This window comes from Pseudomonas sp. Choline-02u-1, assembly GCF_002836515.1.
GTDB lineage: Bacteria > Pseudomonadota > Gammaproteobacteria > Pseudomonadales > Pseudomonadaceae > Aquipseudomonas.
In genome coordinates this window covers 78913-102715 of record NZ_PJBC01000062.1, presented here as the reverse complement: position 1 = coordinate 102715, position 23803 = coordinate 78913, and the positions used below count along the sequence as shown (strand labels likewise).

Sequence of the window (23803 nt, the reverse complement as noted above, 5' to 3'; positions counted from 1 at the left end):
TGTTGCCAGGCTGTGCAACCGCCGATTCAGGGCAGCATTTTTTTCAGATCCTTGAGCGCCACCGGCCGGCTATGCAGATAGCCCTGATACAAGTGGCAGTCCAATTCTTGCAAAAACGCCAGTTGCGCCGGCGTCTCCACGCCTTCGGCAATGACTTCCAGCTCAAGGCTGCGGGCCATTGCGACGATTGCCCGAATGATCTCCGCGACGTTGGAGTCGGTGGTCGCGTCGCGGATGAACGACTGGTCGATTTTCAACGTGTCTACCGGCAGGCGTTTCAGATAGGTCAGCGATGAATAACCGGTGCCGAAATCGTCCATGGCGAAACTCACTCCGAGCTTTTTCAAACGGCGCATTTTGCTGATGGTGTCTTCCAGGTTCTGAATGACGATGCCTTCGGTGATCTCCAGTTTCAGCAGCGAGCAGGGCAGGCCGTGACTGCTCAGGCTGTGTTCGATGCGTTCGACGAAATCGTTCTGCCGGAACTGCCGTGGGCTGATGTTCACGCACAGGCTGAAGTTGAGCGGGTCGACCCGTTTCAACGCGATCAGTTGTTTGAAGGCGTTGCAGGCTTCATCGAGGATCCAGGTGCCGACTTCGAGAATCAGGCCGCTGTCTTCCAGCACTTTGATGAATTCGGTGGGCGATTGCGCGCCGAGTTCGGGGTGATTCCAGCGCACCAGCGCTTCGGCGCCGATGATGCGATTGTCGCGGGCATCGACCTGCGGTTGAAAGTGCACGTTGAACTCGCCGCGAGACAGCGCCAGACGCAGGTCCGTCTCCATGCGCAGGCGCTCGCTGGCCGCTTTCTGCATGGTGTTGTGATACATCTGCGTGGTGTTGCGCCCGGAATCCTTGGCCCGGTACAGGGCGATGTCGGCGCGTTTGAGCAGGTCGGTCGGGGTCGAACCATGATCGGGAATCAGCGCCACGCCAATGCTCGGCGTTACTTGCAGGCGCTGACCGTCGAGGAACATCGGCTCCGAAAGCAGTTCGCGAATGGTGTCGGCCAGCGCGCGCACTTGTTCGCTGACTTCACTGCGTGAACCCTCAAGCCCACTAAGCAACACCACGAACTCATCGCCACCGAGGCGCGCTACCGTGTCTTCCATGCGCACGCTGGCTTCGAGCCGCGCGGTGATGATTTTCAGCACGGTGTCGCCGACCGGGTGACCGAGGGAATCGTTGATGTGCTTGAAGTGATCGAGGTCGAGAAACAGCAAGGCGCCGCGCAGATTATGGCGCTTGAGCAGGGCGATCTGCTGGCTCAGGCGATCCATCAGCAGGGCGCGGTTGGGCAGGTTGGTCAGCGGGTCGTGGTAGGCCAGGTGACGAATCTGCGCTTCGGCATTCTTCAACAGGCTGACGTCGCGCGCGGTCAGCAGCAGGCACGCGGTTTCGTTAAGGGTGATCGGCTCGACCGAGACTTCCACCGTGAGCAGTTCGCCGCGCTTGTTGCGCCCGAGCATTTCCTGATGATGCACGCGGCCCTTGATCTGCAGTTCGGCGAGTAGCGTCGAGCGCTGTTTTTCTTCGGCCCAGATGCCCACCTGGTAAACGGTTTTGCCCACCACTTCGTCGGCGCGGTAACCGGTGAGGCGACAGAAGCCGTCGTTGACCTCCAGATATCGCCCGGTGTCGCGCTCGGTGATGGTGATGGCGTCGGGACTGGAGTGAAACGCCTTGGCGAATTTTTCCTCGCTGGCCTTCAGTGCCGCTTCCGAGCGTTGTTGCTGGGTGATGTCGCGCAAGGTGGTGACGATGCACGGCTGATCACCAACGCTGATCTGCCGGCTGGAAATCACGCAGGTCAGCGACTGGCCGTCCTTGTGCTGAACCAGAATGGCCACGTTGCTCAGGCCTTGTTCACGAATGACCCGTTCGATGCGTTGCAGGCTTTTTGCCGAGGCGTCCCACAGGCCGATTTCTTCAGCGGTGTGGCCGATCACATCGGCGGCGCTCCAGCCAAAGGTCTGGCTGAAGCTGGAGTTGATCTCGATGAATTCCCCGGTTTCCTGACGCGTTACGCAAATCGGATCGGGGCTGACCTGAAACAACGTGGCGAATTTCTCTTCCGAGGCCACCAGCCGCTGCTCGCGCTCGACCTGATCGGTGATGTCCAACAGCGTGCCGGCCATGCGCAGCGGCGCGCCGTTTTCGTCACGATAGAGGCGCGCGCGGCTTTCCAGATAGCGCGAGCTGCCGTCGGGCAATTGCACGCGATAGGTCAGTTGATAATTGCCCGCCGGGCCTTCGCGCAGGCTTCGGTAGGCATCGCGCATGGTGTCGCGCTCGTCGCCCGGTACGCCTTCGAAAAACTCCTCGAATGACTCGTGAAACGGAATCGGTTCCAGCCCGTGCAATTGCGCGGCGCGCGCCGAGCCGTAAAGCATGCCGCTGGGGATGTGCCAGTCCCAGGTGCCGAGTTGCGCTGAATCCAGCGCCAGGTCGAGGCGTTCCTGGCTGTCCTTCAAGGCCAGTTCGGCGGCTTTGCGCTCGGTGGTGTCGAGGAACGTGCTGAGCAGATAGGGCTGGCCTTCGAGCTCGACCTTTTGCGCGCTGAGGATGCCATCGTGGACCTGGCCGTTGCTGGCACGGAACTGCACTTCCATGCTGATCAGTTCACCCTTGGCCTTGGTTTTCTTCACCAGTTCGGCGCGTTGTTCCGGGTGCACCCACAAGCCAAGCTCCAGCGTGGTGCGGCCGATGGCGCTTTGCACCGGCCAGCCGAACAGGCTTTCGAAATACTGATTGGCCTCGCTGATCAGACCGTCCTCCTGACGGGTGAGCAGAACCATGTTCGGGCATAGATGGAAAAGTGTAGCGAAACGTTTCTCCGAGCTGCTGAGGGCTTGCTCGCGTTGGCGTTGGTGGGTGATTTCGCGAATCACCCCGATCATTCGGGGCCGGCCGTTTTTGTCCGGCAGCAGGCTGCCGCTGATCTCCAGCCAGTGCAGGCTGCCGTCGGGCCAGCGGATGCGGTGGTGCATCGCCTGCTCCAGCGGTGCGCCGGCGATTACCGCGTGGAAGGCGCGCACGGTTTTCGCGCGGTCTTCCGGCGGCAACAGGTCGAGGTATTCAAGGTCTGCCGGAAGCGGCTGCCGTGGATCGAAACCGAACAACGCCTGCGTGCCGCGCGACCAACTGATCTGCCCGCGCTCGATGTCCCAATACCAGGCACCGAGCCGCGCGCCGTTGAGCGCGGCGAGCAATTGCGGCGCGCTTTCCCAGCTCTGCTCGGAATGGCGCGGATCAACAGCCTGGATTCGCGGCATCGGCGGAATTCGGTCAACAGATTTCGGCATTGTCAGCGGGCCTTGAGCTGAGTGGCGTGAGGCACAGGAGCGGCTCTATAGGAGTAGCACAAGTCAGGCCGGGATCCCTGGCCGATCGATTTGTGCGTCCAGCAGGGCCATGAAGGCTCTTGCTGCGTTCGATAGCGTCCGTTCGGTGTGCAAGATATAGCCTAGCTGGCGAGTGAGCTGTATGCCCGGCAATGCGATGCTTGCCACTTGTTCGTCGAGCATGGTGCGCGGCAGCACGCTCCAGGCCAAGCCGATGGAGACCATCATCTTGATGGTTTCCAGGTAGTTGGTGCTCATGGCGATGTTCGGCGTCAGGCCTTGGGCTTCGAACAAACGCTGGACGATGTGATGGGTAAAGGTGTTGCCACCAGGGAAAACCGCCGGATGGCCGGCAATGTCGGCCAGACTGACGGCGCCGTTGTTGATCAGCGAGTGCTCCGGCGCCACGACAAAATCCAGCGGGTCGTCCCAAACCGGGGTGGCTTTGACCAGCGTGTGCGGCTCCGGCGCCAGCGTGATAACTGCCAGTTCTGCACGGCCGTGGAGAATTTCCTCGTAGGCCACTTCCGAATCGAGGAACTGAATATCCAGCGCGACCTGTGGGTAGCGGCGGGTGAACTCCCTTAATAAGGGCGGCAAGCGATGCAGGCCGATGTGGTGACTGGTGGCCAGGGTCAGGCGACCGCTGACTTCGCCGGTGAGGTTGGTCAGGGCCCGGCGGGTGTCGTCAAGCACGTTGAGAATCTGATAAGCCCTTGGCAACAGGGCGCGGCCGGCCTCGGTCAGGCCAACTTCGCGGCCCAGTCGGTCGAACAGGCGCACCTTTAATTGTTGCTCAAGCCCGGCGATGCGTTTGCTGATTGCCGGTTGGGTCAGGTGCAGGCGTTCGCCAGCGCCCGAGAAGCTGCCAGTCTCGGCGATGGCGATAAAAGCGTTCAGGTTAGCCAGATCCATGTCGCATTCCAGTTGGTTATCCAAAGCATAAAAAATATGAATTTGAGTTATTTAATCTAACCCCATAGGATCGGCCTCACAAGCCAAAGGGTTATTGATAAGCCCAGGGCATAGAAACAAGCTGATGAGGAACCGTCTGATGGCCGGCAAAACGCTGTACGACAAGCTCTGGGATTCGCATTTGGTCAAGCAGCGCGACGATGGCTCTGCGCTGATCTACATCGACCGTCACATCATTCACGAAGTGACCTCGCCGCAAGCCTTCGAAGGCTTGCGTCTGGCCGGGCGCAAGCCGTGGCGCATCGATGCCAACATCGCGACCCCGGACCACAACGTACCGACTACGCCGGAGCGCAAGGGCGGCATTGAAGCCATTGCCGATCAGGTTTCGCGTTTGCAGGTGCAGACCCTCGACGACAACTGCGATGAATACGGCATCGTCGAGTTCAAGATGAACGACGTTCGCCAGGGCATCGTCCACGTGATCAGCCCGGAGCAGGGCGCGACCTTGCCGGGCATGACCGTGGTCTGCGGCGACTCGCACACCTCCACCCATGGTGCATTCGGTGCATTGGCACACGGCATCGGCACCTCCGAGGTCGAGCATGTGCTCGCTACTCAGTGCCTGGTCGCCAAGAAAATGAAAAACATGCTGGTGCGCGTCGAAGGCCAATTGCCGTTCGGCGTGACCGCCAAGGACATCGTCCTTGCGGTGATCGGCAAGATCGGCACCGCCGGCGGTAACGGCCACGCCATCGAATTCGCCGGCAGCGCGATCCGCGATCTGTCCGTCGAAGGCCGCATGACCATTTGCAACATGTCCATTGAAGCCGGCGCCCGCGTGGGTCTGGTGGCGGCGGACCAGAAGACCATCGACTACGTCAAAGGTCGTCCATTCGCGCCGAAGGGCGAGCAGTGGGACATGGCCGTCGAAGCCTGGAAAGATCTGGTCTCCGACGCCGACGCGAAATTCGACACCGTGGTCGAGCTCGACGCCGCGCAAATCAAGCCGCAAGTCAGCTGGGGCACTTCCCCGGAGATGGTTTTGGCCGTTGATCAGAACGTGCCTGATCCGGCTAAAGAGATGGATCTGGTCAAGCGCGACTCAATCGTCCGCGCCTTGAAATACATGGGGCTGACCGCCAATCAGGCGATCACCGACATTCAGCTCGATCGCGTGTTCATCGGTTCCTGCACCAACTCGCGCATCGAAGATCTGCGCGCCGCTGCAGTGATCGCCAAGGGCCGCAAGGTGGCCTCGACCATCAAGCAGGCAATCGTCGTGCCGGGCTCGGGTCTGGTGAAAGCGCAGGCTGAAGCCGAAGGTCTGGACAAGATTTTCCTCGAAGCCGGTTTCGAATGGCGTGAGCCGGGTTGCTCGATGTGCCTGGCGATGAACCCGGACCGTTTGGAGTCCGGCGAGCATTGCGCCTCGACCTCCAACCGCAACTTCGAAGGCCGTCAGGGCGCTGGTGGCCGCACTCACCTGGTCAGCCCGGCCATGGCGGCGGCAGCAGCGGTGAACGGCCGTTTCATCGACGTTCGTGAATTGATCTAAAGGAGCGCAGCATGAAAGCTTTTACCCAGCACACTGGTCTTGTCGCGCCTCTGGATCGTGCCAACGTCGACACCGATCAGATCATTCCCAAGCAGTTCCTGAAATCGATCAAACGCACTGGCTTCGGTCCGAACCTGTTCGACGAGTGGCGTTATCTGGATGTCGGCCAGCCGTATCAGGACAACTCCAAGCGCCCGTTGAACAAGGATTTCGTGCTCAACGCCGAGCGTTATCAAGGCGCCAGCGTGTTGCTCGCCCGCGAGAACTTCGGCTGCGGTTCGAGCCGTGAACACGCGCCGTGGGCGCTGGAAGAGTACGGTTTCCGTAGCATCATCGCGCCGAGCTACGCCGACATCTTCTTCAACAACAGCTTCAAGAACGGCCTGCTTCCGATCATCCTCAGCGATGCGGAAGTTGATGAACTGTTCAAGCAGGTTGAAGCCGAGCCGGGTTATCAATTGCACGTCGACCTGCAAGCGCAGACCGTGACCCGTCCGGACGGCAAGGTCTACAGCTTTGAGATTGATGCGTTCCGCAAGCACTGCCTGCTCAATGGTCTGGACGATATCGGCCTGACCCTGCAGGACGGCGATGCGATCGCGACGTTCGAGGCCAAGCATCGGGTCAGCCAGCCGTGGTTGTTTCGCGACGCGTAAGCAAGATTTGAGATTGATGCAGTCAGGGCTGACCTCTTCGCGAGCAAGCCCGCTCCCACAGGGGAACGCATTTCAAAGATGGGAGCGACGGTGCGACGATTCGACCTGCTCGCGAAGGCGGTAGCTCAAACAACACAAATGCCAGGAAATGACCATGACCAGGACCGCCCAGCACACCCAGGTCGTCCAGAAGCAATTCGGCGACCAGGCCGCCGCTTACCTGAGCAGCGCCGTTCACGCCCAAGGCAGTGAATTCGCGCTGCTGCAGGCTGAGCTGGCCGGGCAGGGCGGGGCGCGCGTGCTCGATCTGGGGTGCGGTGCCGGTCATGTGAGTTTTCATGTGGCACCGCTGGTCAGGGAAGTGGTGGCTTACGATCTGTCGCAGCAAATGCTCGATGTGGTTGCCGGCGCCGCCGTCGATCGCGGCTTGAGCAACATCGTTACCGTCAACGGCGCAGCCGAGCGCTTGCCGTTTGCCGATGGCGAGTTCGATTTTGTGTTCAGCCGGTATTCGGCGCATCACTGGAGCGACCTCGGCCTGGCCTTGCGCGAAGTGCGCCGGGTGCTCAAACCGGGCGGGGTGGCAGCGTTCGTTGATGTGTTGTCACCGGGCAGCCCGTTGTTCGACACTTACCTGCAAAGCGTTGAAGTGCTGCGCGACACCAGTCATGTCCGCGACTACTGCGCCGCCGAGTGGCTGCGCCAGGTCAGCGAGGCCGGTCTGCATGTGCGCAGCACCACGCGTCAGCGCCTGCGTCTGGAGTACAGCAGTTGGGTCGAGCGCATGCGTACGCCCGATGTCATGCGCGCAGCGATCCGCCAGTTGCAGCAGTCGATGGGCAACGAAGTGCGCGAGTATTTTGAAATTGATGCCGATGGCTCGTTCAGTACCGATGTAATCGTACTGATGGCTGAGCGATAAGCATTTTTCCGGGCGCGCCGGTGAAGGCGCACCGCTTGAAGACACGAGGAAAGCATGAGCAAGCAGATTCTGATTCTCCCGGGTGACGGTATCGGTCCGGAAATCATGGCCGAAGCGGTCAAGGTGCTGGAGTTGGCCAATGACAAGTACAGCCTGGGCTTCGAGCTGAGTCACGACGTGATCGGTGGCGCGGCCATCGACAAGCACGGCGTGCCATTGGCCGACGAAACCCTGGATCGCGCCCGCGCTGCCGACGCCGTGCTGCTGGGGGCGGTCGGTGGCCCGAAATGGGACACCATCGAGCGTGACATCCGTCCTGAGCGCGGCCTGCTGAAGATCCGTGCGCAACTGGGCCTGTTCGGCAACCTGCGCCCGGCCATCCTGTATCCGCAACTGGCCGACGCCTCGAGCCTGAAGCCGGAAATCGTCGCCGGCCTGGACATCCTCATCGTCCGTGAGCTGACCGGCGGTATTTACTTCGGTGCGCCGCGCGGCACCCGTACGCTGGACAACGGCGAGCGTCAGTCCTACGACACCCTGCCGTACAGCGAAAGCGAAATCCGCCGCATCGCTCGTGTCGGTTTCGACATGGCCATGGTTCGTGGCAAGAAGCTGTGCTCGGTGGACAAGGCCAACGTGCTGGCGTCCAGCCAACTGTGGCGTGAAGTGGTCGAGCAAGTAGCCAAAGACTATCCAGAGGTCGAGCTGAGCCACATGTACGTCGACAACGCCGCCATGCAACTGGTGCGTGCACCGAAGCAGTTCGACGTGATCGTCACCGACAATATGTTCGGCGACATTCTCTCCGACGAAGCGTCGATGCTCACCGGCTCCATCGGCATGCTGCCGTCGGCCTCGCTGGACTCCAACAACAAGGGCATGTACGAGCCTTGCCACGGCTCCGCTCCGGACATCGCAGGCCAAGGCATTGCCAACCCGTTGGCGACCATCCTTTCGGTGTCGATGATGCTGCGTTACAGCTTCAATCTGCACGACGCCGCCGATGCCATCGAGAAAGCCGTCAGCGTTGTGCTCGATCAGGGCTTGCGCACCGGCGATATCCATTCGGCCGGTTGTACCAAAGTCGGTACGCAGCAAATGGGCGACGCAGTAGTCGCCGCGCTGCGGAATCTGTAATCTCTCGGGCCCGCTGCGAAATTCAATACAAAGCAGCGGCCCACTTTTCAAGAAGGTGTAGTTGCGATGAAACGTGTAGGTCTGATCGGTTGGCGCGGGATGGTCGGTTCCGTGCTCATGCAGCGGATGCTGGAAGAGCAGGATTTCGATCTTATCGAGCCGGTGTTTTTCACCACGTCCAATGTCGGTGGCCAAGGCCCGTCCGTGGGCAAGGACATTGCTCCGCTCAAGGATGCTTACAGCATTGACGAGCTGAAGACCCTCGACGTGATCCTGACCTGCCAGGGCGGCGACTACACCAGCGAAGTATTCCCCAAGCTGCGCGAAGCCGGCTGGCAGGGTTACTGGATCGACGCGGCGTCGAGCCTGCGCATGAACGACGACGCGGTGATCATTCTCGACCCGGTCAACCGCAAGGTCATCGACCAGCAACTGGATGCGGGCACCAAGAACTACATCGGCGGCAATTGCACCGTCAGCCTGATGCTGATGGGCCTGGGCGGTCTGTTCGAAGCCGGTCTGGTCGAGTGGATGAGCGCCATGACGTATCAGGCGGCTTCCGGTGCCGGCGCGCAGAATATGCGTGAACTGATCAAGCAGATGGGCGCGACTCACGCCGCTGTCGCCGACCAACTGGCCGACCCGGCCAGTGCGATCCTCGACATCGATCGTCGCGTGGCCGACGCCATGCGCAGCGAAGCGTACCCAACCGAAAACTTCGGCGTACCGCTGGCTGGCAGCCTGATCCCATGGATCGACAAGGAACTGCCGAACGGTCAGAGCCGCGAGGAGTGGAAGGCACAGGCCGAGACCAACAAAATTCTCGGTCGCTTCAAAAGCCCGATCCCGGTCGACGGCATCTGCGTGCGCATCGGTGCCATGCGCTGCCACAGCCAGGCGCTGACCATCAAGCTGAACAAAGACGTACCGATCGCCGATATCGAAGGGCTGATCAGCCAGCACAATCCGTGGGTCAAGCTGGTACCGAACAACCGCGAGATCAGCATGCAGGAGCTGAGCCCGACCAAGGTCACCGGCACTCTGAATGTCCCGGTCGGTCGTCTGCGCAAGCTGAACATGGGGTCGCAATTCGTCGGTGCCTTCACCGTTGGCGACCAGCTGCTGTGGGGCGCGGCCGAACCGCTGCGCCGCATGCTGCGGATTCTGCTGGAGCGTTGATCGCTTTAAGCAATGAAAAACCCGTGCCTTGAGAAAGGCGCGGGTTTTTTATGCCCGAAATTTGTCGGGTGAGTGTGCCGGCCTCTTCGCGAGCAAGCCCGCTCCCACATGGGAATGCAATTGAAGTGTGGGAGCGGGCTTGCTCGCGAAGGCGTCCGAACGGCCACCGCAAACCCTGCAGAAATTGCCTGCATGGCAGCCACCCGGTAAAGTGCCGCTCCCCCCGTTTTGCCAGAGGTAGCTCCATGACCCAGACTTTCGATATCGCCGTTATCGGCGCCACCGGTACTGTCGGCGAAACCCTCGTACAGATTCTCGAAGAGCGCGACTTTCCGGTCGGCAATCTGCACCTCTTGGCCAGCAGTGAATCGGCCGGCAGCTCGGTGCTGTTCCGCAACAAGAATGTGCGCGTGCGCGAGGTCGACGAGTTCGATTTCAGCAAAGTCAGACTGGCGTTCTTCGCTGCCGGCGCTGCGGTGTCGCTGAGCTATGCGGCGCGCGCCCATGCCGCCGGGTGCTCATTGATCGACCTGTCCGGCGCCTTGCCGGCCGATCAGGCGCCGCAGGTGGTGCCGGAGGCCAATGCCGATATTCTCGCCAGTCTGAAAAGCCCATTCCAGGTCAGCAGCCCAAGCCCGTCGGCCACTGCGCTTGCCGTGGTGCTGGCGCCGCTGCTTGGTCTGCTCGATCTGCAATACGTCAACGTCAGCGCCAATCTGGCCGTTTCTGCGCAAGGTCGCGAGGCGGTAACCGAGCTCGCGCGACAGACCGCCGAACTGCTGAACATGCGCCCGCTGGAACCGACCTTCTTCGATCGGCAAATGGCTTTCAACCTGCTGGCGCAGGTCGGCACGCCGGATGCGCAAGGCCATACGCTGCTGGAAAAACGTCTGGTGCGTGAGCTGCGCCAGGTCCTGGCGAAACCTTTATTGAAGATTTCTGCCACTTGCGTTCAAGCCCCGGTGTTTTTTGGCGATAGCTTTAGCGTGACCTTGCAGTCGGGCAGCGCTGTTGACCTGGAAAAGGTCAACGCAGCGCTCGAGGCCGCACCGGGTATCGAACTGGTTGAGGCTGGCGATTATCCGACCGCTGTCGGCGATGCGGTGGGGCAGGACGTGGTTTATGTCGGCCGCGTGCGCAGCGGCGTCGACGACCCGGCGGAACTAAATCTCTGGCTGACGTCAGATAACGTACGCAAAGGCGCGGCCCTCAATGCCGTGCAACTGGCTGAGTTGTTGATAAAAGGCCTGCTGTAAAAGATACTTGGCAACAATTTGTCGACTGATTCTAGGTGAGCGCTATGCTTGCCCGGAGCGCGTCGATGACGAGTCACCCTCCGGGACTTTCCGGGGCAGCACAGAAATGATCGCGCGCGGCGACTTCCGTCGTCGCGTGCAATGCCTTACGGCAGCGGTATTCAAAAGCTTCTCGCTGGCCGAGGAACGTTCAAACAAAGGATGAGGCTATGGTTCAAGTTCGCAAACTGGTGTTAGCAATAGCGGCCGCCTCGGCGCTGTCCTCCGGTATGGCGCATGCCCTCGGGCTCGGGGAGCTGACCCTGAAGTCGACCCTGAACCAGCCGTTGGTGGCTGAAATCGAGCTGCTCGACGTCAAGGATCTCACCGCCGCCGAGGTGGTGCCGAGCCTGGCTTCACCTGAAGACTTCGCCAAGGCAGGCGTTGATCGTCAGGCCTTTCTCAATGATCTGACGTTCACTCCGGTGCTCAACGCCAACGGCAAAAGCGTGTTGCGCGTGACGTCGAGCCAGCCGCTGTCGGAACCGATGGTGAAGTTTCTTGTGCAGGTGATGTGGCCCAATGGCCGCTTGCTGCGTGACTACAGCGTACTGCTCGATCCGTCGAAGTTCTCGCCGCAGACCGCTGATGCCGCCGCGCAACCGGCGCCGTCGCAGACCATCACTGCGCCGACCACTGGCGCTACCCATCGCAATCAGTACACCACCACCCCGCGCGACACCCTGTGGGAAATCGCCGCGAAAGCGCGCAACGGCGGCTCGGTGCAGCAGACCATGCTGGCGATCCAGGCACTCAATCCAGATGCATTCATCGACGGCAACATCAACCGTCTGAAGACCGGCCAAGTGCTGCGTCTGCCGGACCCGGTGCAAAGCACGGCGCTGCCGCAATCGGCCGCCATCGCTGAAGTGGCAGCGCAGAACGAAGCCTGGCGTCAGGGCCGTCGTTATGTGGCCAAGCCTGGCACCGGTCAGCAGCAGCTGGATGCGACCAATCGCGGCCGTGGCAATGCTGGTGCGGCGTCGAACACTCAGGACAACCTGAGCCTGGTCTCGGCCGAAAGCGCCAAGCCCGGCGCGAAAGGCCCGGCGGGCGACGCCAAGGCGCTGAGCAACAAACTGGCGATCACTCAGGAAAACCTCGACACGACCCGTCGTGACAACGAGGAACTGAAAAGCCGCATGGCTGATCTTCAGAGCCAACTGGACAAGCTGCAAAAGCTCATCGAGCTGAAGAACAATCAACTGGCGAAGATGCAGGCTGACGGCGCGGGCGCTGCGCCTGGCGCCAATGCTGCCGTGCCGCCGGTACCGGCGATTACTGCCGAACTGGCCGCGACTCCGCCAGCCACCCCGGCCGACGCTGCAGCGGCTTCACCCACCCCGGAATCGGCCATTGCGCCACCAGCGGAAACACCGGTTGAGCCGGTTGTCGAGCCAGTGGTCGAAACCACACCGGCTGCTGCTGACGATGACAAAGCTTTCAACGAACTGCTGACCAATCCGATCCTGCTCGGCCTGATCGGCGGCGGTGCGGTGGTTCTGCTGCTCCTGCTATTGCTGCTGGCGCGTCGCCGCAAAGCTCAGCAGGAAGCCGAAAAGCACCTGCGCATGGCCCGCGCTCTGGCTGAAGAGCAGGAGTTCTCCGCTGAGCAGGATCTGCCGGAAAGCAGTTTTTCGGGCCTGGAAACTCCGGCAGCCAGCGTCAAGCTCAATACGCCAGCTCCTGCTCCTGCTCCTGCACCGGTCGTTGCTCCGGTGGTGATGACCACTCCGATCGCCGCGCCTCTGGTGGCTCCGGCGGGTGAGCGCTCGGACGACGTGCTCGACAAGGCGCAATCGCACATCAATGCCGGTCGCCTGAACCAGGCCGCCGCGCTGCTGGAAGAAGGTGTCAGCCTCGAGCCGGAACGCAGTGATCTGCGCCTGAAACTGATGGAAGTCTACGGCCAGCAGGGCGATCGCGATGCGTTCGTCGCGCAAGAGCGTCAGTTGGTCGCCAACGGCGACAACTTTGCCAAGGTCGAAGCGCTGAAAAGCCGCTTCCCGGCCATGGCCGTGGTCGCTGCCGGTGGGCTTGCGGCTGCCGCCGTCGCCGCAGAGCTCGATGCGCAATACGTCAAGGAACTGCTGCAGGACGAGCCGCAAACGCCTGAGCCTGCGGCTGATGATCTGGACACCGCGTTCGATTTGAGCCTGGACGATCTCGACAACATCACCCCGGTCGACCCTGCGCCAGTGGTTGAGCCAGAAGCACCGGTCGAGCTGGATGCATTTCCGGCGGAAGACGATCTGAGTTTCGCCTCGGTGCTGCAAGAACAGACCGAGATGAAAGAGAATCTCGACGATCTGTCGGACTTCGATCTGGACATGGATCTCGGCGCCGAGCCATCGCCAACTACGCTGGCTGAAGATGACTTCCTGCTGGATCTGGATGACGGCGTGAAGGACTTGCCACCGGTCGAGACGCCGGTAGTTGCTGACGTGCCTCAGGACGATCTGGAGTTGCCTGCCGATTTCGACTTGTCGCTGGCCGACGAAATGGACAGCAACCCAGCCGCCGAGCCGGATGCCTTTGCGGCCGAGCTGGACGACGTCAACGCCGAGCTGGATCGCCTGTCGCAAAGCATGGCCGAACCGAGCTTCACTGAAGCGGACGCAGCGTTGGGTGATGATTTGGGCGAGGACGATTTCGACTTCCTCGCCGGTACTGACGAAGCGGCGACCAAACTCGATCTGGCTCAGGCTTATATCGACATGGGCGATGCCGACGGTGCGCGTGACATTCTCAACGAAGTCTTGACCGAGGGTGACGAGAAGCAGCGGGGCGAGGCCAAGGAAATGCTGTCCAGTCTGGCGTAAGTTCAGCGGTAAACAACAAGCGGCAGCCCGGTGGGGCTGCCGTTTTTGTTTGAGTCACTGGAATCAGAAAATCGCAGCCTTCGGCAGTTCCTGCAGAGGGCGCATTCCCGTGCAGGAGTTGCCGAAGGCTGCGATCTTTTGATCTGAAACTGGCATCCCCGGCCCACCGCCTTATAATGCCCGCCTTTGCAAAATCAGCAGGCTGGCCCACCTTGGCAAACATAGATAACCCGGTCGCCGAAATGGCGCCCGACGGCTTTTACCGCGTCGCGCTGGGCGTTGAGTATAAAGGCTCGCGTTACAGCGGCTGGCAGCGCCAACTGACCGGCGTGGCGACGGTGCAGGAAGAGCTTGAAAAGGCCTTGTCCAAAGTCGCCAATTCGCCGGTTTCGCTGCAGTGCGCCGGGCGTACCGACGCTGGCGTGCATGCGTGCGGTCAAGTGGTGCACTTCGACACCTTGGTCGATCGCTCGCTGAAAGCCTGGGTCATGGGCGCCAACATCAATCTGCCCCACGACATCAGTGTCAGTTGGGCCAGGGTCATGCCGGCACATTTTCACGCCCGCTTCAAAGCCATCGCCCGGCGTTATCGCTATGTGATCTATAACGATCAGATTCGCCCTGCGCACCTCAACGAAGAAATCACCTGGAATCACCGTCCGCTCGACGCTGCGCGCATGGCCGAGGCCGCGCAGTACCTGATCGGTACCCACGACTTCAGCGCGTTCCGGGCCGGTCAGTGCCAGGCCAAGTCGCCGATCAAGAAAATGCATCACCTGCGTGTGACTCGTCACGGCAAGATGATCGTGCTCGACATCCGTGCCAATGCTTTCCTTCACCACATGGTGCGCAATATTGCCGGTGTGCTGATGACCATCGGTGCCGGTGAGCGACCGGTGGAGTGGATGAAGGAAGTGCTTGAAAGTCGCGAGCGCCGCTCCGGCGGGGTGACTGCGCATCCATACGGGCTGTATCTGGTTCAGGTCGAGTACCACGACGAATTCCCGTTGCCCGAGCGTTTTATCGGGCCACATTTCCTTACGGGTTTCTCCGAACTTGACGGCTGACGCCCTTGAACGCTTTTGTTACCATCCGGGACGTTTTCGATTTTGCCTTGAGGTTTTCCTGACATGTCAGCCGTTCGCAGCAAGATCTGCGGCATTACCCGCATCGAAGATGCGCTGGCCGCCGTCGAAGCCGGTGCCGATGCGATCGGTCTGGTGTTTTACGCCAAGAGCCCGCGAGCGGTGAATGTGCAGCAGGCGCGGGCGATCATCAAGGCGTTGCCGCCGTTCGTCACCACCGTGGGATTGTTCGTCAATGCCAGTCGTTGTGAGCTTGGAGAAATTCTCGATGCCGTGCCGCTGGATCTGCTGCAGTTCCATGGCGACGAAAGCGCGCAGGAGTGCGAAGGCTGGCACCGTCCCTACATCAAAGCGCTGCGTGTGAAAGCGGGTGATGACATTGCCGCTGCCTGCGATGCCTTTCCCGGCACCAGTGGCGTGCTGCTCGACACGTTTGTCGAAGGGGTGCCCGGCGGAACCGGCGAGGCGTTTGACTGGTCACTGATTCCGCAACACCTGAGCAAGCCGCTGATTCTGGCCGGTGGTCTGACCCCGCAGAACGTTGCCGACGCGGTAGCGCGGGTCAAGCCTTACGCAGTGGATGTCAGCGGCGGGGTAGAGGCGAGCAAAGGCATCAAGGATCACCACAAGATTCGCGCATTCATCAACGCGGTGCGCGGCAATACATCGCCGATGTGACGGCTGGCAGTCTGCCGCCGTCCATCAATGCACTTGCACAAAGCAGGCGCGGCTGAGGGTTGCTGAAGCGTACGCAGGTCATGTTTCGCGCTGACCGCGACCCTTTATCAACCATCGCCAACACATGAATTTAGCTCAAGGGCATACACGGGGCTGCGAACCAGAGCGTTCGGGCCGCCGGTACTGGAGAAAGAAAGCATGAGCAACTGGTTAGTAGACAAACTGATCCCTTCGATCATGCGCTCGGAGGTCAAGAAGAGCTCGGTGCCTGAAGGTCTATGGCACAAATGCCCATCCTGCGAGGCGGTGTTGTACCGGCCGGAGCTGGAAAAGACCCTGGACGTTTGCCCCAAGTGCAACCATCACATGCGTATCGGCGCACGTGCGCGCATCGACATCTTCCTCGACCCGGAAGGCCGCAACGAACTGGGTGCTGACCTGGAACCGGTTGACCGTCTGAAATTCCGCGACGGCAAGAAGTACAAGGATCGTCTGGTTGCCGCGCAAAAGCAGACCGGCGAAAAAGACGCGCTGATCTCGGTGAGCGGTACGTTGCAGGGCATGCCTGTAGTGGTTTCGGCGTTCGAATTCAATTTCATGGGGGGGTCCATGGGCGCCATCGTCGGTGAGCGCTTCGTTCGTGCTGCCAACTACGCGCTGGAAAACCGCTGCCCGATGATCTGCTTCGCCGCTTCCGGTGGCGCGCGTATGCAGGAAGCGCTGATCTCGCTGATGCAGATGGCCAAGACTTCGGCCGTGCTGGCACGTCTGCGTGAAGAAGGTATTCCGTTCATCTCGGTGCTTACCGACCCGGTCTACGGCGGTGTTTCCGCCAGTCTGGCGATGCTCGGCGACGTCATCGTCGGCGAGCCGAAAGCCCTGATCGGCTTCGCCGGCCCGCGTGTGATCGAGCAGACCGTGCGCGAGAAACTGCCGGAAGGCTTCCAGCGTAGCGAGTTCCTGCTGGAGCACGGCGCGATCGACATGATCATTCACCGTCAGGAGCTGCGCCCGCGTCTGGGTAACCTGCTGGCACAGATGACCGGTAAACCGACGCCGAAATTCGTCGCCGCGCCAATCGAGCCGATCGTGGTGCCGCCGGTGCCTGCCAACGTATGACCCAGCGCACCCTTGGTGAATGGCTCGCCTACCTCGAGCAGTTGCATCCGTCGGCCATCGACATGGGCCTGGAGCGTTCGCAACAGGTAGCGTCCCGCATGGGGCTGGGCCAGCCGGCGCCTCGGGTGATCACGGTCACCGGCACCAACGGCAAGGGGTCAACCTGCGCTTTCGTGGCTTCTTTGCTGCGTGCGCAGGGCCTGAGCGTTGGTGTCTACAATTCTCCGCACCTGCTGCGTTACAACGAGCGGGTGCAGCTCAATGGCGTCGAAGCCACTGACGCGCAGCTGTGCGAAGCCTTTGCTGCGGTCGAGGCGGGCCGCGGCGACACTTCCCTGACTTACTTCGAAATGGGCACCCTGGCGGCGTTCTGGCTGTTTCAGCAGTCTGCGCTGGACGCTGTGGTGCTTGAGGTTGGTCTGGGCGGGCGCTTGGACACGGTCAATGTGGTTGATGCCGATATCGCGCTGGTCACCAGCATTGGCGTCGATCATGCCGATTATCTGGGCGATACCCGCGAATCCGTAGCCTACGAGAAGGCTGGAATTTTCCGTCAGGGCAAGCCTGCGTTATGTGGCGATCTGAATCCTCCGCAACCGCTGCTCGACAAGGCACGTGAACTGGCTTGCCCGTTTTTCCTCCGCGGTCGCGATTTCGACCTCGGCATCACCGAGCGGCACTGGCAGTGGCGCGGCACCGATGTGCAGGGCCAAATAGTCGAGCTGCACGACTTGCCGTTGCTAGACCTGCCGATGGAGAACGCCGCGCTGGCGCTGCAAGCTTACCTGCTGACAGGTTTGCCTTGGAATGCGGTGCAGATTGGTGCGGCTTTGCAGGCGACGCGCGTGGTCGGGCGCCTCGATCGTCGTTCGTTCGAATGGCACGGCAAGCGCCTGAATGTCCTGCTGGATGTTGGCCACAATCCGCATGCCGCTGAATACCTCGCTCGGCGTCTGGCGGCGCGGCCGCCAGCTGGCAGGCGCCTGGCGGTGTTCGGGCTACTGGCGGACAAGGATCTCGATGGTGTTGTTGGCGAGTTGAATGCTAGTGTCGCGCACTGGGCTGTCGCGCCGCTGGATTCGCCGCGCTCGCGCCCCGTGGCTGAGCTTGAGGCAGCGCTGCAGAACCTTGGTGCTTCGGTTGCGTCTTACGACAGCGTCGCGGCGGCTCTGGAAGGGCAGTGTGCGGTAGCTACCAGCGACGACGAGATTCTTTTGTTCGGATCATTTTATTGTGTCGCCGAAGCCCTTGAATGGCTGGCTCGGTGCTCCACGGAGGAAGCGGCAAATGGCTTTGCTGGATAAAGCGTACAAGCAGCGCATGGTTGGTGCGCTGGTGCTGGTGGCGCTGGCGGTGATCTTCCTGCCGATGCTGTTTTCCCGTCAGGACGAGCAGCGTCAGGTGACCGTCGAGGCCCCGGCTGCGCCTCAGCCTTCGGCCATGCCCCAAGTGCAAATGGACCCGGTTGCCGTTCCTGAGCCGCAGGCTTTACCGCAAGAGCCTGTGCCGACTGACGAAGAAGTCGCTGAAGAAGCGGCGCCTGCTGCTCCGGCTGCTCCGGCGCCGACCATCCCTGCTCAAATTGCCCGGCCGGCAACGCCGCCGCCAGTGGCCAAGCCTATACCTGCGCCGGCCCAGCCGATCACCTCAGCCGCGAACAAGCCTGACGCTACGCAAAGCCGCGTCGATGCCAACGGTCTGTCGGTGAGCTGGTCGGTGCAACTGGCCAGTCTGTCGAGTCGTGCCAGCGCCGAAAGCCTGCAGAAAAACCTGCGCAGCCAAGGCTATAACGCCTACATTCGCTCGGCCGATGGCAAGAATCGGGTGTTCGTCGGGCCGCTGATCGAGCGCGCCGAAGCCGATCGTCTGCGCGATCTGCTGAGCCGACAGCAGAACCTCAAGGGCTTTGTTGTCCGTTTCCAGCCTGAACGTGGCTGAAATCTATCACCTCGATTGAAAAGCACTGACAATCGCAGCTTACCGACAGCCATGCGCTCTGCTAAAATGCGCCGCCTTATCCGTCTGTAGGCTGCACTGTGCCATTTACCTGGGTTGACTGGGCGATCGTTGCAATCATCGCCATCTCCGCTTTGATCAGTCTGAGCCGCGGCTTCGTAAAGGAAGCGTTATCGCTGCTGACCTGGATCATCGCAGGAGCGGTTGCCTGGATGTTTGGTGGCTCACTGTCCGAGTACCTCGCCGGATACATCGAAACCCCATCGGCTCGCGTCATCGCGGGCTGTGCCATCATGTTTGTCGCCACACTGATCGTGGGCGCAATGATCAATTATCTTATCGGCGAGTTGGTTCGCGTCACCGGGTTGTCCGGGACCGATCGATTCCTCGGCATGGCCTTCGGCGCAGCGCGTGGCGTGTTGCTGGTGGTCGTGGCGGTCGGGCTGTTGAGCCTGGGGCCGGTACAGCAGGACGGGTGGTGGAAAGAATCACAGCTCGTGCCCAAGTTTCTATTGGTTGCCGACTGGTCCAAAAACCTGATACTCGGGTGGAGCAGTCAGTGGCTTGCCAGCGGAATCAGCGTACCCGCTGAGATTCCGTTCAAGGAGCAACTCTTGCCGACGGCGAAAACGCCTCAGTGAGTGTTGTTCAGTTCAGATCCATTAAGTAGGGGTTGCGTCGCATGTGTGGCATCGTCGGTATCGTCGGTAAGTCGAACGTCAATCAGGCGCTGTATGACGCGCTAACCGTGCTCCAGCACCGCGGCCAGGACGCTGCCGGTATCGTGACCAGCCATGATGGCCGGTTGTTCCTGCGCAAGGATAATGGCCTGGTGCGTGACGTGTTTCAGCAGCGTCACATGCAGCGTCTGGTTGGTCACATGGGTATCGGCCACGTCCGTTACCCGACTGCCGGCAGCTCGACGTCGGCCGAAGCCCAGCCGTTCTACGTCAACTCGCCATACGGCATCACCCTGGCGCACAACGGTAACCTGACCAATGTTGAACAGTTGGCCAAAGAGATCTACGAATCCGATCTGCGTCACGTCAACACCAGTTCCGACTCGGAAGTGTTGCTCAACGTGTTCGCCCACGAGCTGGCCCAGCGCGGCAAGCTGCAGCCAACCGAAGAAGACGTGTTCGCCGCCGTGACCGACGTGCATAACCGCTGCGTCGGTGGTTACGCTGTTGTGGCGATGATCACGGGTTACGGCATCGTCGGTTTCCGCGATCCGCACGGCATCCGCCCGATCGTGTTTGGCCAGCGTCACACCGACGAAGGCGTCGAGTACATGATCGCTTCGGAAAGCGTTTCGCTGGACGTGCTGGGTTTCACCCTGATTCGCGACCTCGCGCCGGGCGAAGCGGTCTATATCACTGAAGACGGCAAGCTGCACACCCGTCAGTGCGCAACCAACCCGTCGCTGACCCCGTGCATCTTCGAACACGTCTACCTGGCGCGTCCGGATTCGATCATCGACGGCGTGTCGGTGTACAAAGCGCGTCTGCGCATGGGCGAGAAGCTCGCCGAGAAGATCCTGCGCGAGCGCCCTGAGCACGACATCGACGTGGTCATCCCGATTCCGGACACCAGCCGTACTGCCGCGCTGGAGCTGGCCAATCACCTGGGTGTGAAATTCCGCGAAGGCTTCGTCAAGAACCGTTACATCGGCCGCACCTTCATCATGCCGGGCCAGGCTGCACGCAAGAAGTCGGTACGCCAGAAGCTCAACGCCATCGAGCTGGAATTCCGTGGCAAGAACGTGATGTTGGTCGATGACTCGATCGTGCGCGGCACCACTTGCAAGCAGATCATCCAGATGGCCCGCGAAGCCGGCGCGAAAAACGTCTACTTCTGCTCGGCGGCCCCTGCGGTGCGCTTCCCGAACGTATACGGCATCGACATGCCGAGCGCTCACGAACTGATCGCACACAACCGTTCGACCCAGGACGTAGCTGATCTGATCGGCGCTGACTGGCTGATCTATCAGGACTTGCCTGACTTGATCGAAGCAGTCGGCGGCGGCAAGATCAAAATCGAAAACTTCGATTGTGCCGTCTTCGATGGCAAGTACGTGACCGGTGACGTCGACGAGGCTTATCTGGACAAGATCGAGCAGGCGCGCAACGATGCCTCGAAGGTCAAGACCCAGGCGGTCAGTGCGATCATCGATCTGTACAACAACTGAGTTTCCACCGGCCCTGAGGGGCCGGTTTTGTATCTGACATTTTTTCAAGAACACAGCAAGGAGAGACAGCATGAGTCAGGAATGGGATGCCGGTCGGCTGGACAGCGACCTCGAAGGCGTAGCGTTCGATACCCTGGCCGTTCGTGCGGGTCAGCACCGCACGCCGGAAGGTGAACACGGTGATCCGATGTTCTTCACCTCCAGCTACGTGTTCCGCACCGCTGCCGACGCTGCGGCACGGTTTGCCGGCGAAGTGCCAGGCAACGTCTATTCGCGCTACACCAACCCGACCGTGCGTGCGTTCGAAGAGCGTATTGCCGCGCTGGAAGGCGCGGAGCAGGCCGTCGCCACGGCAACCGGCATGGCTGCAATCATGGCCGTGGTGATGAGCCTTTGCAGTGCCGGCGATCATGTGCTGGTGTCGCGTAGCGTGTTCGGCTCGACCATCAGCCTGTTCGAGAAATACTTCAAGCGCTTCGGCGTTGAAGTCGATTACGTGCCGCTCGCCGATCTGTCGGCCTGGAACGCGGCGATCAAATCCAGCACCAAGCTGCTTTTTGTCGAATCGCCGTCCAATCCGTTGGCCGAACTGGTGGACATCGCCGAGCTGGCAAAAATCGCCCACGCCAAGGGCGCGCAGCTGGTGGTCGACAATTGCTTCTGCACCCCGGCGCTGCAACAGCCGCTGAAGCTCGGCGCGGACATTGTCGTGCATTCGGCGACCAAATTCATCGACGGTCAGGGCCGCTGCATGGGTGGCGTTGTTGCCGGTCGCGGCGAACAAATGAAGGAGGTGGTGGGTTTCCTGCGTACCGCCGGGCCGACCCTCAGCCCGTTCAATGCGTGGATCTTCCTCAAAGGCCTCGAGACCCTCAACCTGCGCATGAAGGCGCATTGTGCCAATGCCCAGGCGCTGGCCGAATGGCTGGAGCAGCAGGACGGCATCGAGAAAGTCCATTACGCCGGCCTCAAGAGCCATCCACAGCACGAGTTGGCTCAGCGTCAGCAGAAGGGCTTCGGTGCGGTAGTCAGCTTCGAGGTCAAGGGCGGCAAAGAGGGTGCCTGGCGCTTTATCGATGCCACGCGGTTGATTTCGATCACCGCCAACCTCGGTGACAGCAAAACCACGATCACCCATCCGAGCACCACCTCGCATGGCCGTCTGGCGCCGCAGGAGCGTGAAGCGGCAGGCATTCGTGACAGCCTGATCCGCGTGGCGGTCGGTCTGGAAGATGTGGCTGACCTGCAAGCTGACCTGACGCGCGGTCTGGCGGCATTGTGATCGAATTGTCCACACCGGTGGCCAATACCCATGGTCGCGTGGCGCTGGTCACCGGCGCCGCACGCGGTATCGGTCTGGGCATTGCGGCCTGGTTGATCAGCGAAGGCTGGCAGGTAGTGCTCACCGATCTCGATCGGGTGCGCGGTTCGAAAGTGGCCAAAGTGCTGGGCGAGAGTGCCTGGTTCATCGCCATGGACGTCGCCGATGAAAATCAGGTCGCGTTGGGCGTGGCCGAGGTGTTGGGGCAGTTTGGTCGCCTCGATGCGCTGGTCTGCAACGCGGCGGTGGCCGATCCGCACAACATCACCCTGGAAAGCCTCGATCTGGCTTATTGGAATCGGGTGCTGGCAGTGAATCTGAGCGGGCCGATGTTGCTGGCCAAGCACTGTGCCCCGTACCTGCGTGCGCATAACGGCTCGATCGTCAACCTGGCTTCGACTCGCGCCGGGCAGTCGGAGCCGGATACCGAGGCTTACGCCGCAAGCAAGGGCGGGTTGTTGGCGCTGACCCATGCGCTGGCGATCAGTCTGGGGCCGGAAATCCGGGTCAACGCCGTCAGTCCAGGCTGGATCGATGCGCGTGATCCCTCGGTGCGTCGCGCTGAACCTTTGGCCGATGCCGATCACGCCCAGCATCCGGCGGGCAGGGTGGGCACGGTCGAGGACGTGGCGGCGATGGTGGCGTGGTTGCTGTCGCGCAACGCCGGGTTTGTCACCGGGCAGGAATTCGTTGTCGATGGCGGCATGACCAAGAAGATGATCTACGCCGAATAACAAGCGAAGCCGCGTTCTGTAGGAGCGAGCCTGCTCGCGAATGCGGTCCATCGGTCGATGGCTTGTTCAGGAATGAAGCAATTTCGTCTTTTTCAGAAAAACTCCAATCCTGCTATTGACTTAGCTTCGCCACCTGCGTAAATTTCGCGGCCTCGGAGATGCAAACGGGTGATTAGCTCAGCTGGGAGAGCGTCTGCCTTACAAGCAGAATGTCGGCGGTTCGATCCCGTCATCACCCACCACTCCCGAGAAGCTTGCGCAAGCAAGAGAGTAGGCTGAAAGTGCCTGCACCGACGCGCAGCGGTAGTTCAGTCGGTTAGAATACCGGCCTGTCACGCCGGGGGTCGCGGGTTCGAGTCCCGTCCGCTGCGCCATATTTTACGAGTCAGATTTATCTGGTTCGCGATTGCAAGGCACCGAAGCCTGCAATCAAACGAGTTACTTGAGTGCAAGCTCAAAGCGATACGCAGCGGTAGTTCAGTCGGTTAGAATACCGGCCTGTCACGCCGGGGGTCGCGGGTTCGAGTCCCGTCCGCTGCGCCATATCTGCTTCAAGGACCACTGAACGCCTTGAAGCGCCGAAACCAGCCACCGGCTGAATCGGATCGATAGCAAAGACCCTGGTCGAAAGACCGGGGTTTTTTGTGTCTGAAATCTGGCTAATCCTCTCCCTAACTCCTGCGCACATCGCCCTGTAGGAGCTGCGGTACGCTGCGATCTTTTGATCTTGGTTAAAAAAAGCAAGATCAAAAGACCGCAGCCTCGTTTCACTCGACAGCTCCTACAAGAATCTCGGCAAGCCTTCTGCGCTACCACGTCGCATTGATTTTTTTGATTAATTAGTCAGGTTTTTGTAACTGGTTGTTTGCTGCGGACGCAGAAAGCTTTAAAGTT

General features: G+C 60.8%; 18 protein-coding genes and 3 tRNA genes. 19 read left to right on the top strand and 2 right to left on the bottom strand.

The genetic code is table 11. From position 1 onward, the window contains the following. Positions 1–26 precede the first annotated feature (26 nt). Positions 27–3305 carry a PAS domain S-box protein gene (locus CXF97_RS19595; protein ID WP_101160011.1) on the bottom strand — a complete coding sequence of 1093 codons (3279 nt, stop codon included), beginning with the start codon at positions 3303–3305 and terminating at the stop codon, positions 27–29. Between the two features lie 63 nt (positions 3306–3368). Then, positions 3369–4259 carry a LysR family transcriptional regulator gene (locus CXF97_RS19590; protein ID WP_024012384.1) on the bottom strand — a complete coding sequence of 297 codons (891 nt, stop codon included), beginning with the start codon at positions 4257–4259 and terminating at the stop codon, positions 3369–3371. A 139-nt stretch (positions 4260–4398) separates the two neighbouring features. Between CXF97_RS19590 and leuC the strand changes: the two genes are divergently transcribed. From leuC to CXF97_RS19495, 19 genes are all read left to right on the top strand, one after another. Next, positions 4399–5817 (top strand): 3-isopropylmalate dehydratase large subunit, encoded by a 1419-nt coding sequence (leuC, locus tag CXF97_RS19585; protein WP_016773930.1) that lies wholly within the window; start codon positions 4399–4401, stop codon positions 5815–5817. Between the two features lie 11 nt (positions 5818–5828). Beyond that, entirely contained in the window at positions 5829–6473 is a 645-nt protein-coding gene (gene leuD, locus CXF97_RS19580) for a 3-isopropylmalate dehydratase small subunit (RefSeq protein WP_101160008.1), read from the top strand. A gap of 154 nt (positions 6474–6627) precedes the next feature. Next, on the top strand, positions 6628–7395 hold the full coding sequence (locus tag CXF97_RS19575) for a class I SAM-dependent methyltransferase (RefSeq protein ID WP_101160006.1): 768 nt from the start codon (positions 6628–6630) through the stop codon (positions 7393–7395). Between the two features lie 54 nt (positions 7396–7449). Beyond that, positions 7450–8532: a 3-isopropylmalate dehydrogenase gene (gene leuB / locus CXF97_RS19570; protein WP_090282646.1), complete on the top strand. Its 1083-nt coding sequence runs from the start codon at positions 7450–7452 to the stop codon at positions 8530–8532. 66 nt (positions 8533–8598) lie between these two features. Continuing rightward, positions 8599–9711 carry an aspartate-semialdehyde dehydrogenase gene (asd, locus tag CXF97_RS19565; protein WP_039762046.1) on the top strand — a complete coding sequence of 371 codons (1113 nt, stop codon included), beginning with the start codon at positions 8599–8601 and terminating at the stop codon, positions 9709–9711. 245 nt (positions 9712–9956) lie between these two features. After that, positions 9957–10967: an aspartate-semialdehyde dehydrogenase gene (locus CXF97_RS19560; RefSeq protein WP_101160004.1), complete on the top strand. Its 1011-nt coding sequence runs from the start codon at positions 9957–9959 to the stop codon at positions 10965–10967. Positions 10968–11176: 209 nt separating this feature from the next. Then, positions 11177–13828 (top strand): FimV/HubP family polar landmark protein, encoded by a 2652-nt coding sequence (locus CXF97_RS19555; RefSeq protein ID WP_101160002.1) that lies wholly within the window; start codon positions 11177–11179, stop codon positions 13826–13828. Positions 13829–14070: 242 nt separating this feature from the next. Then, positions 14071–14895 (top strand): tRNA pseudouridine(38-40) synthase TruA, encoded by an 825-nt coding sequence (gene truA / locus CXF97_RS19550; RefSeq protein ID WP_178081218.1) that lies wholly within the window; start codon positions 14071–14073, stop codon positions 14893–14895. 63 nt (positions 14896–14958) lie between these two features. Further along, positions 14959–15591: a phosphoribosylanthranilate isomerase gene (locus CXF97_RS19545; RefSeq protein WP_101159999.1), complete on the top strand. Its 633-nt coding sequence runs from the start codon at positions 14959–14961 to the stop codon at positions 15589–15591. A 198-nt stretch (positions 15592–15789) separates the two neighbouring features. Beyond that, a complete protein-coding gene (gene accD, locus CXF97_RS19540) occupies positions 15790–16710 on the top strand; it encodes an acetyl-CoA carboxylase, carboxyltransferase subunit beta (RefSeq protein ID WP_101159998.1) in 921 nt (306 codons plus the stop codon). Then, positions 16707–18014 carry a bifunctional tetrahydrofolate synthase/dihydrofolate synthase gene (gene folC, locus CXF97_RS19535; RefSeq protein WP_101159997.1) on the top strand — a complete coding sequence of 436 codons (1308 nt, stop codon included), beginning with the start codon at positions 16707–16709 and terminating at the stop codon, positions 18012–18014. The genes accD and folC overlap by 4 nt, the downstream gene beginning before the upstream one ends. Next, on the top strand, positions 17998–18648 hold the full coding sequence (locus tag CXF97_RS19530; protein ID WP_101159996.1) for an SPOR domain-containing protein: 651 nt from the start codon (positions 17998–18000) through the stop codon (positions 18646–18648). The genes folC and CXF97_RS19530 overlap by 17 nt, the downstream gene beginning before the upstream one ends. Positions 18649–18746: 98 nt before the next feature. Continuing rightward, entirely contained in the window at positions 18747–19307 is a 561-nt protein-coding gene (locus CXF97_RS19525; protein ID WP_016773942.1) for a CvpA family protein, read from the top strand. Between the two features lie 41 nt (positions 19308–19348). Continuing rightward, complete coding sequence (gene purF, locus CXF97_RS19520; protein ID WP_003226416.1) at positions 19349–20854, top strand: amidophosphoribosyltransferase; 1506 nt, start codon at positions 19349–19351, stop codon at positions 20852–20854. A 70-nt stretch (positions 20855–20924) separates the two neighbouring features. Next, positions 20925–22136 carry an O-succinylhomoserine sulfhydrylase gene (locus tag CXF97_RS19515; protein WP_101159994.1) on the top strand — a complete coding sequence of 404 codons (1212 nt, stop codon included), beginning with the start codon at positions 20925–20927 and terminating at the stop codon, positions 22134–22136. Next, positions 22133–22909, top strand: a complete 777-nt coding sequence (locus CXF97_RS19510; RefSeq protein WP_101159992.1) for an SDR family oxidoreductase — start codon at positions 22133–22135, stop codon at positions 22907–22909. The genes CXF97_RS19515 and CXF97_RS19510 overlap by 4 nt, the downstream gene beginning before the upstream one ends. A 166-nt stretch (positions 22910–23075) precedes the next feature. Beyond that, a tRNA-Val gene (locus tag CXF97_RS19505) sits at positions 23076–23151 on the top strand. Between the two features lie 55 nt (positions 23152–23206). Further along, positions 23207–23283 (top strand) — tRNA-Asp (locus CXF97_RS19500). A gap of 92 nt (positions 23284–23375) precedes the next feature. Further along, positions 23376–23452: transfer RNA gene (locus tag CXF97_RS19495), tRNA-Asp, on the top strand. Positions 23453–23803: the final 351 nt, after the last annotated feature.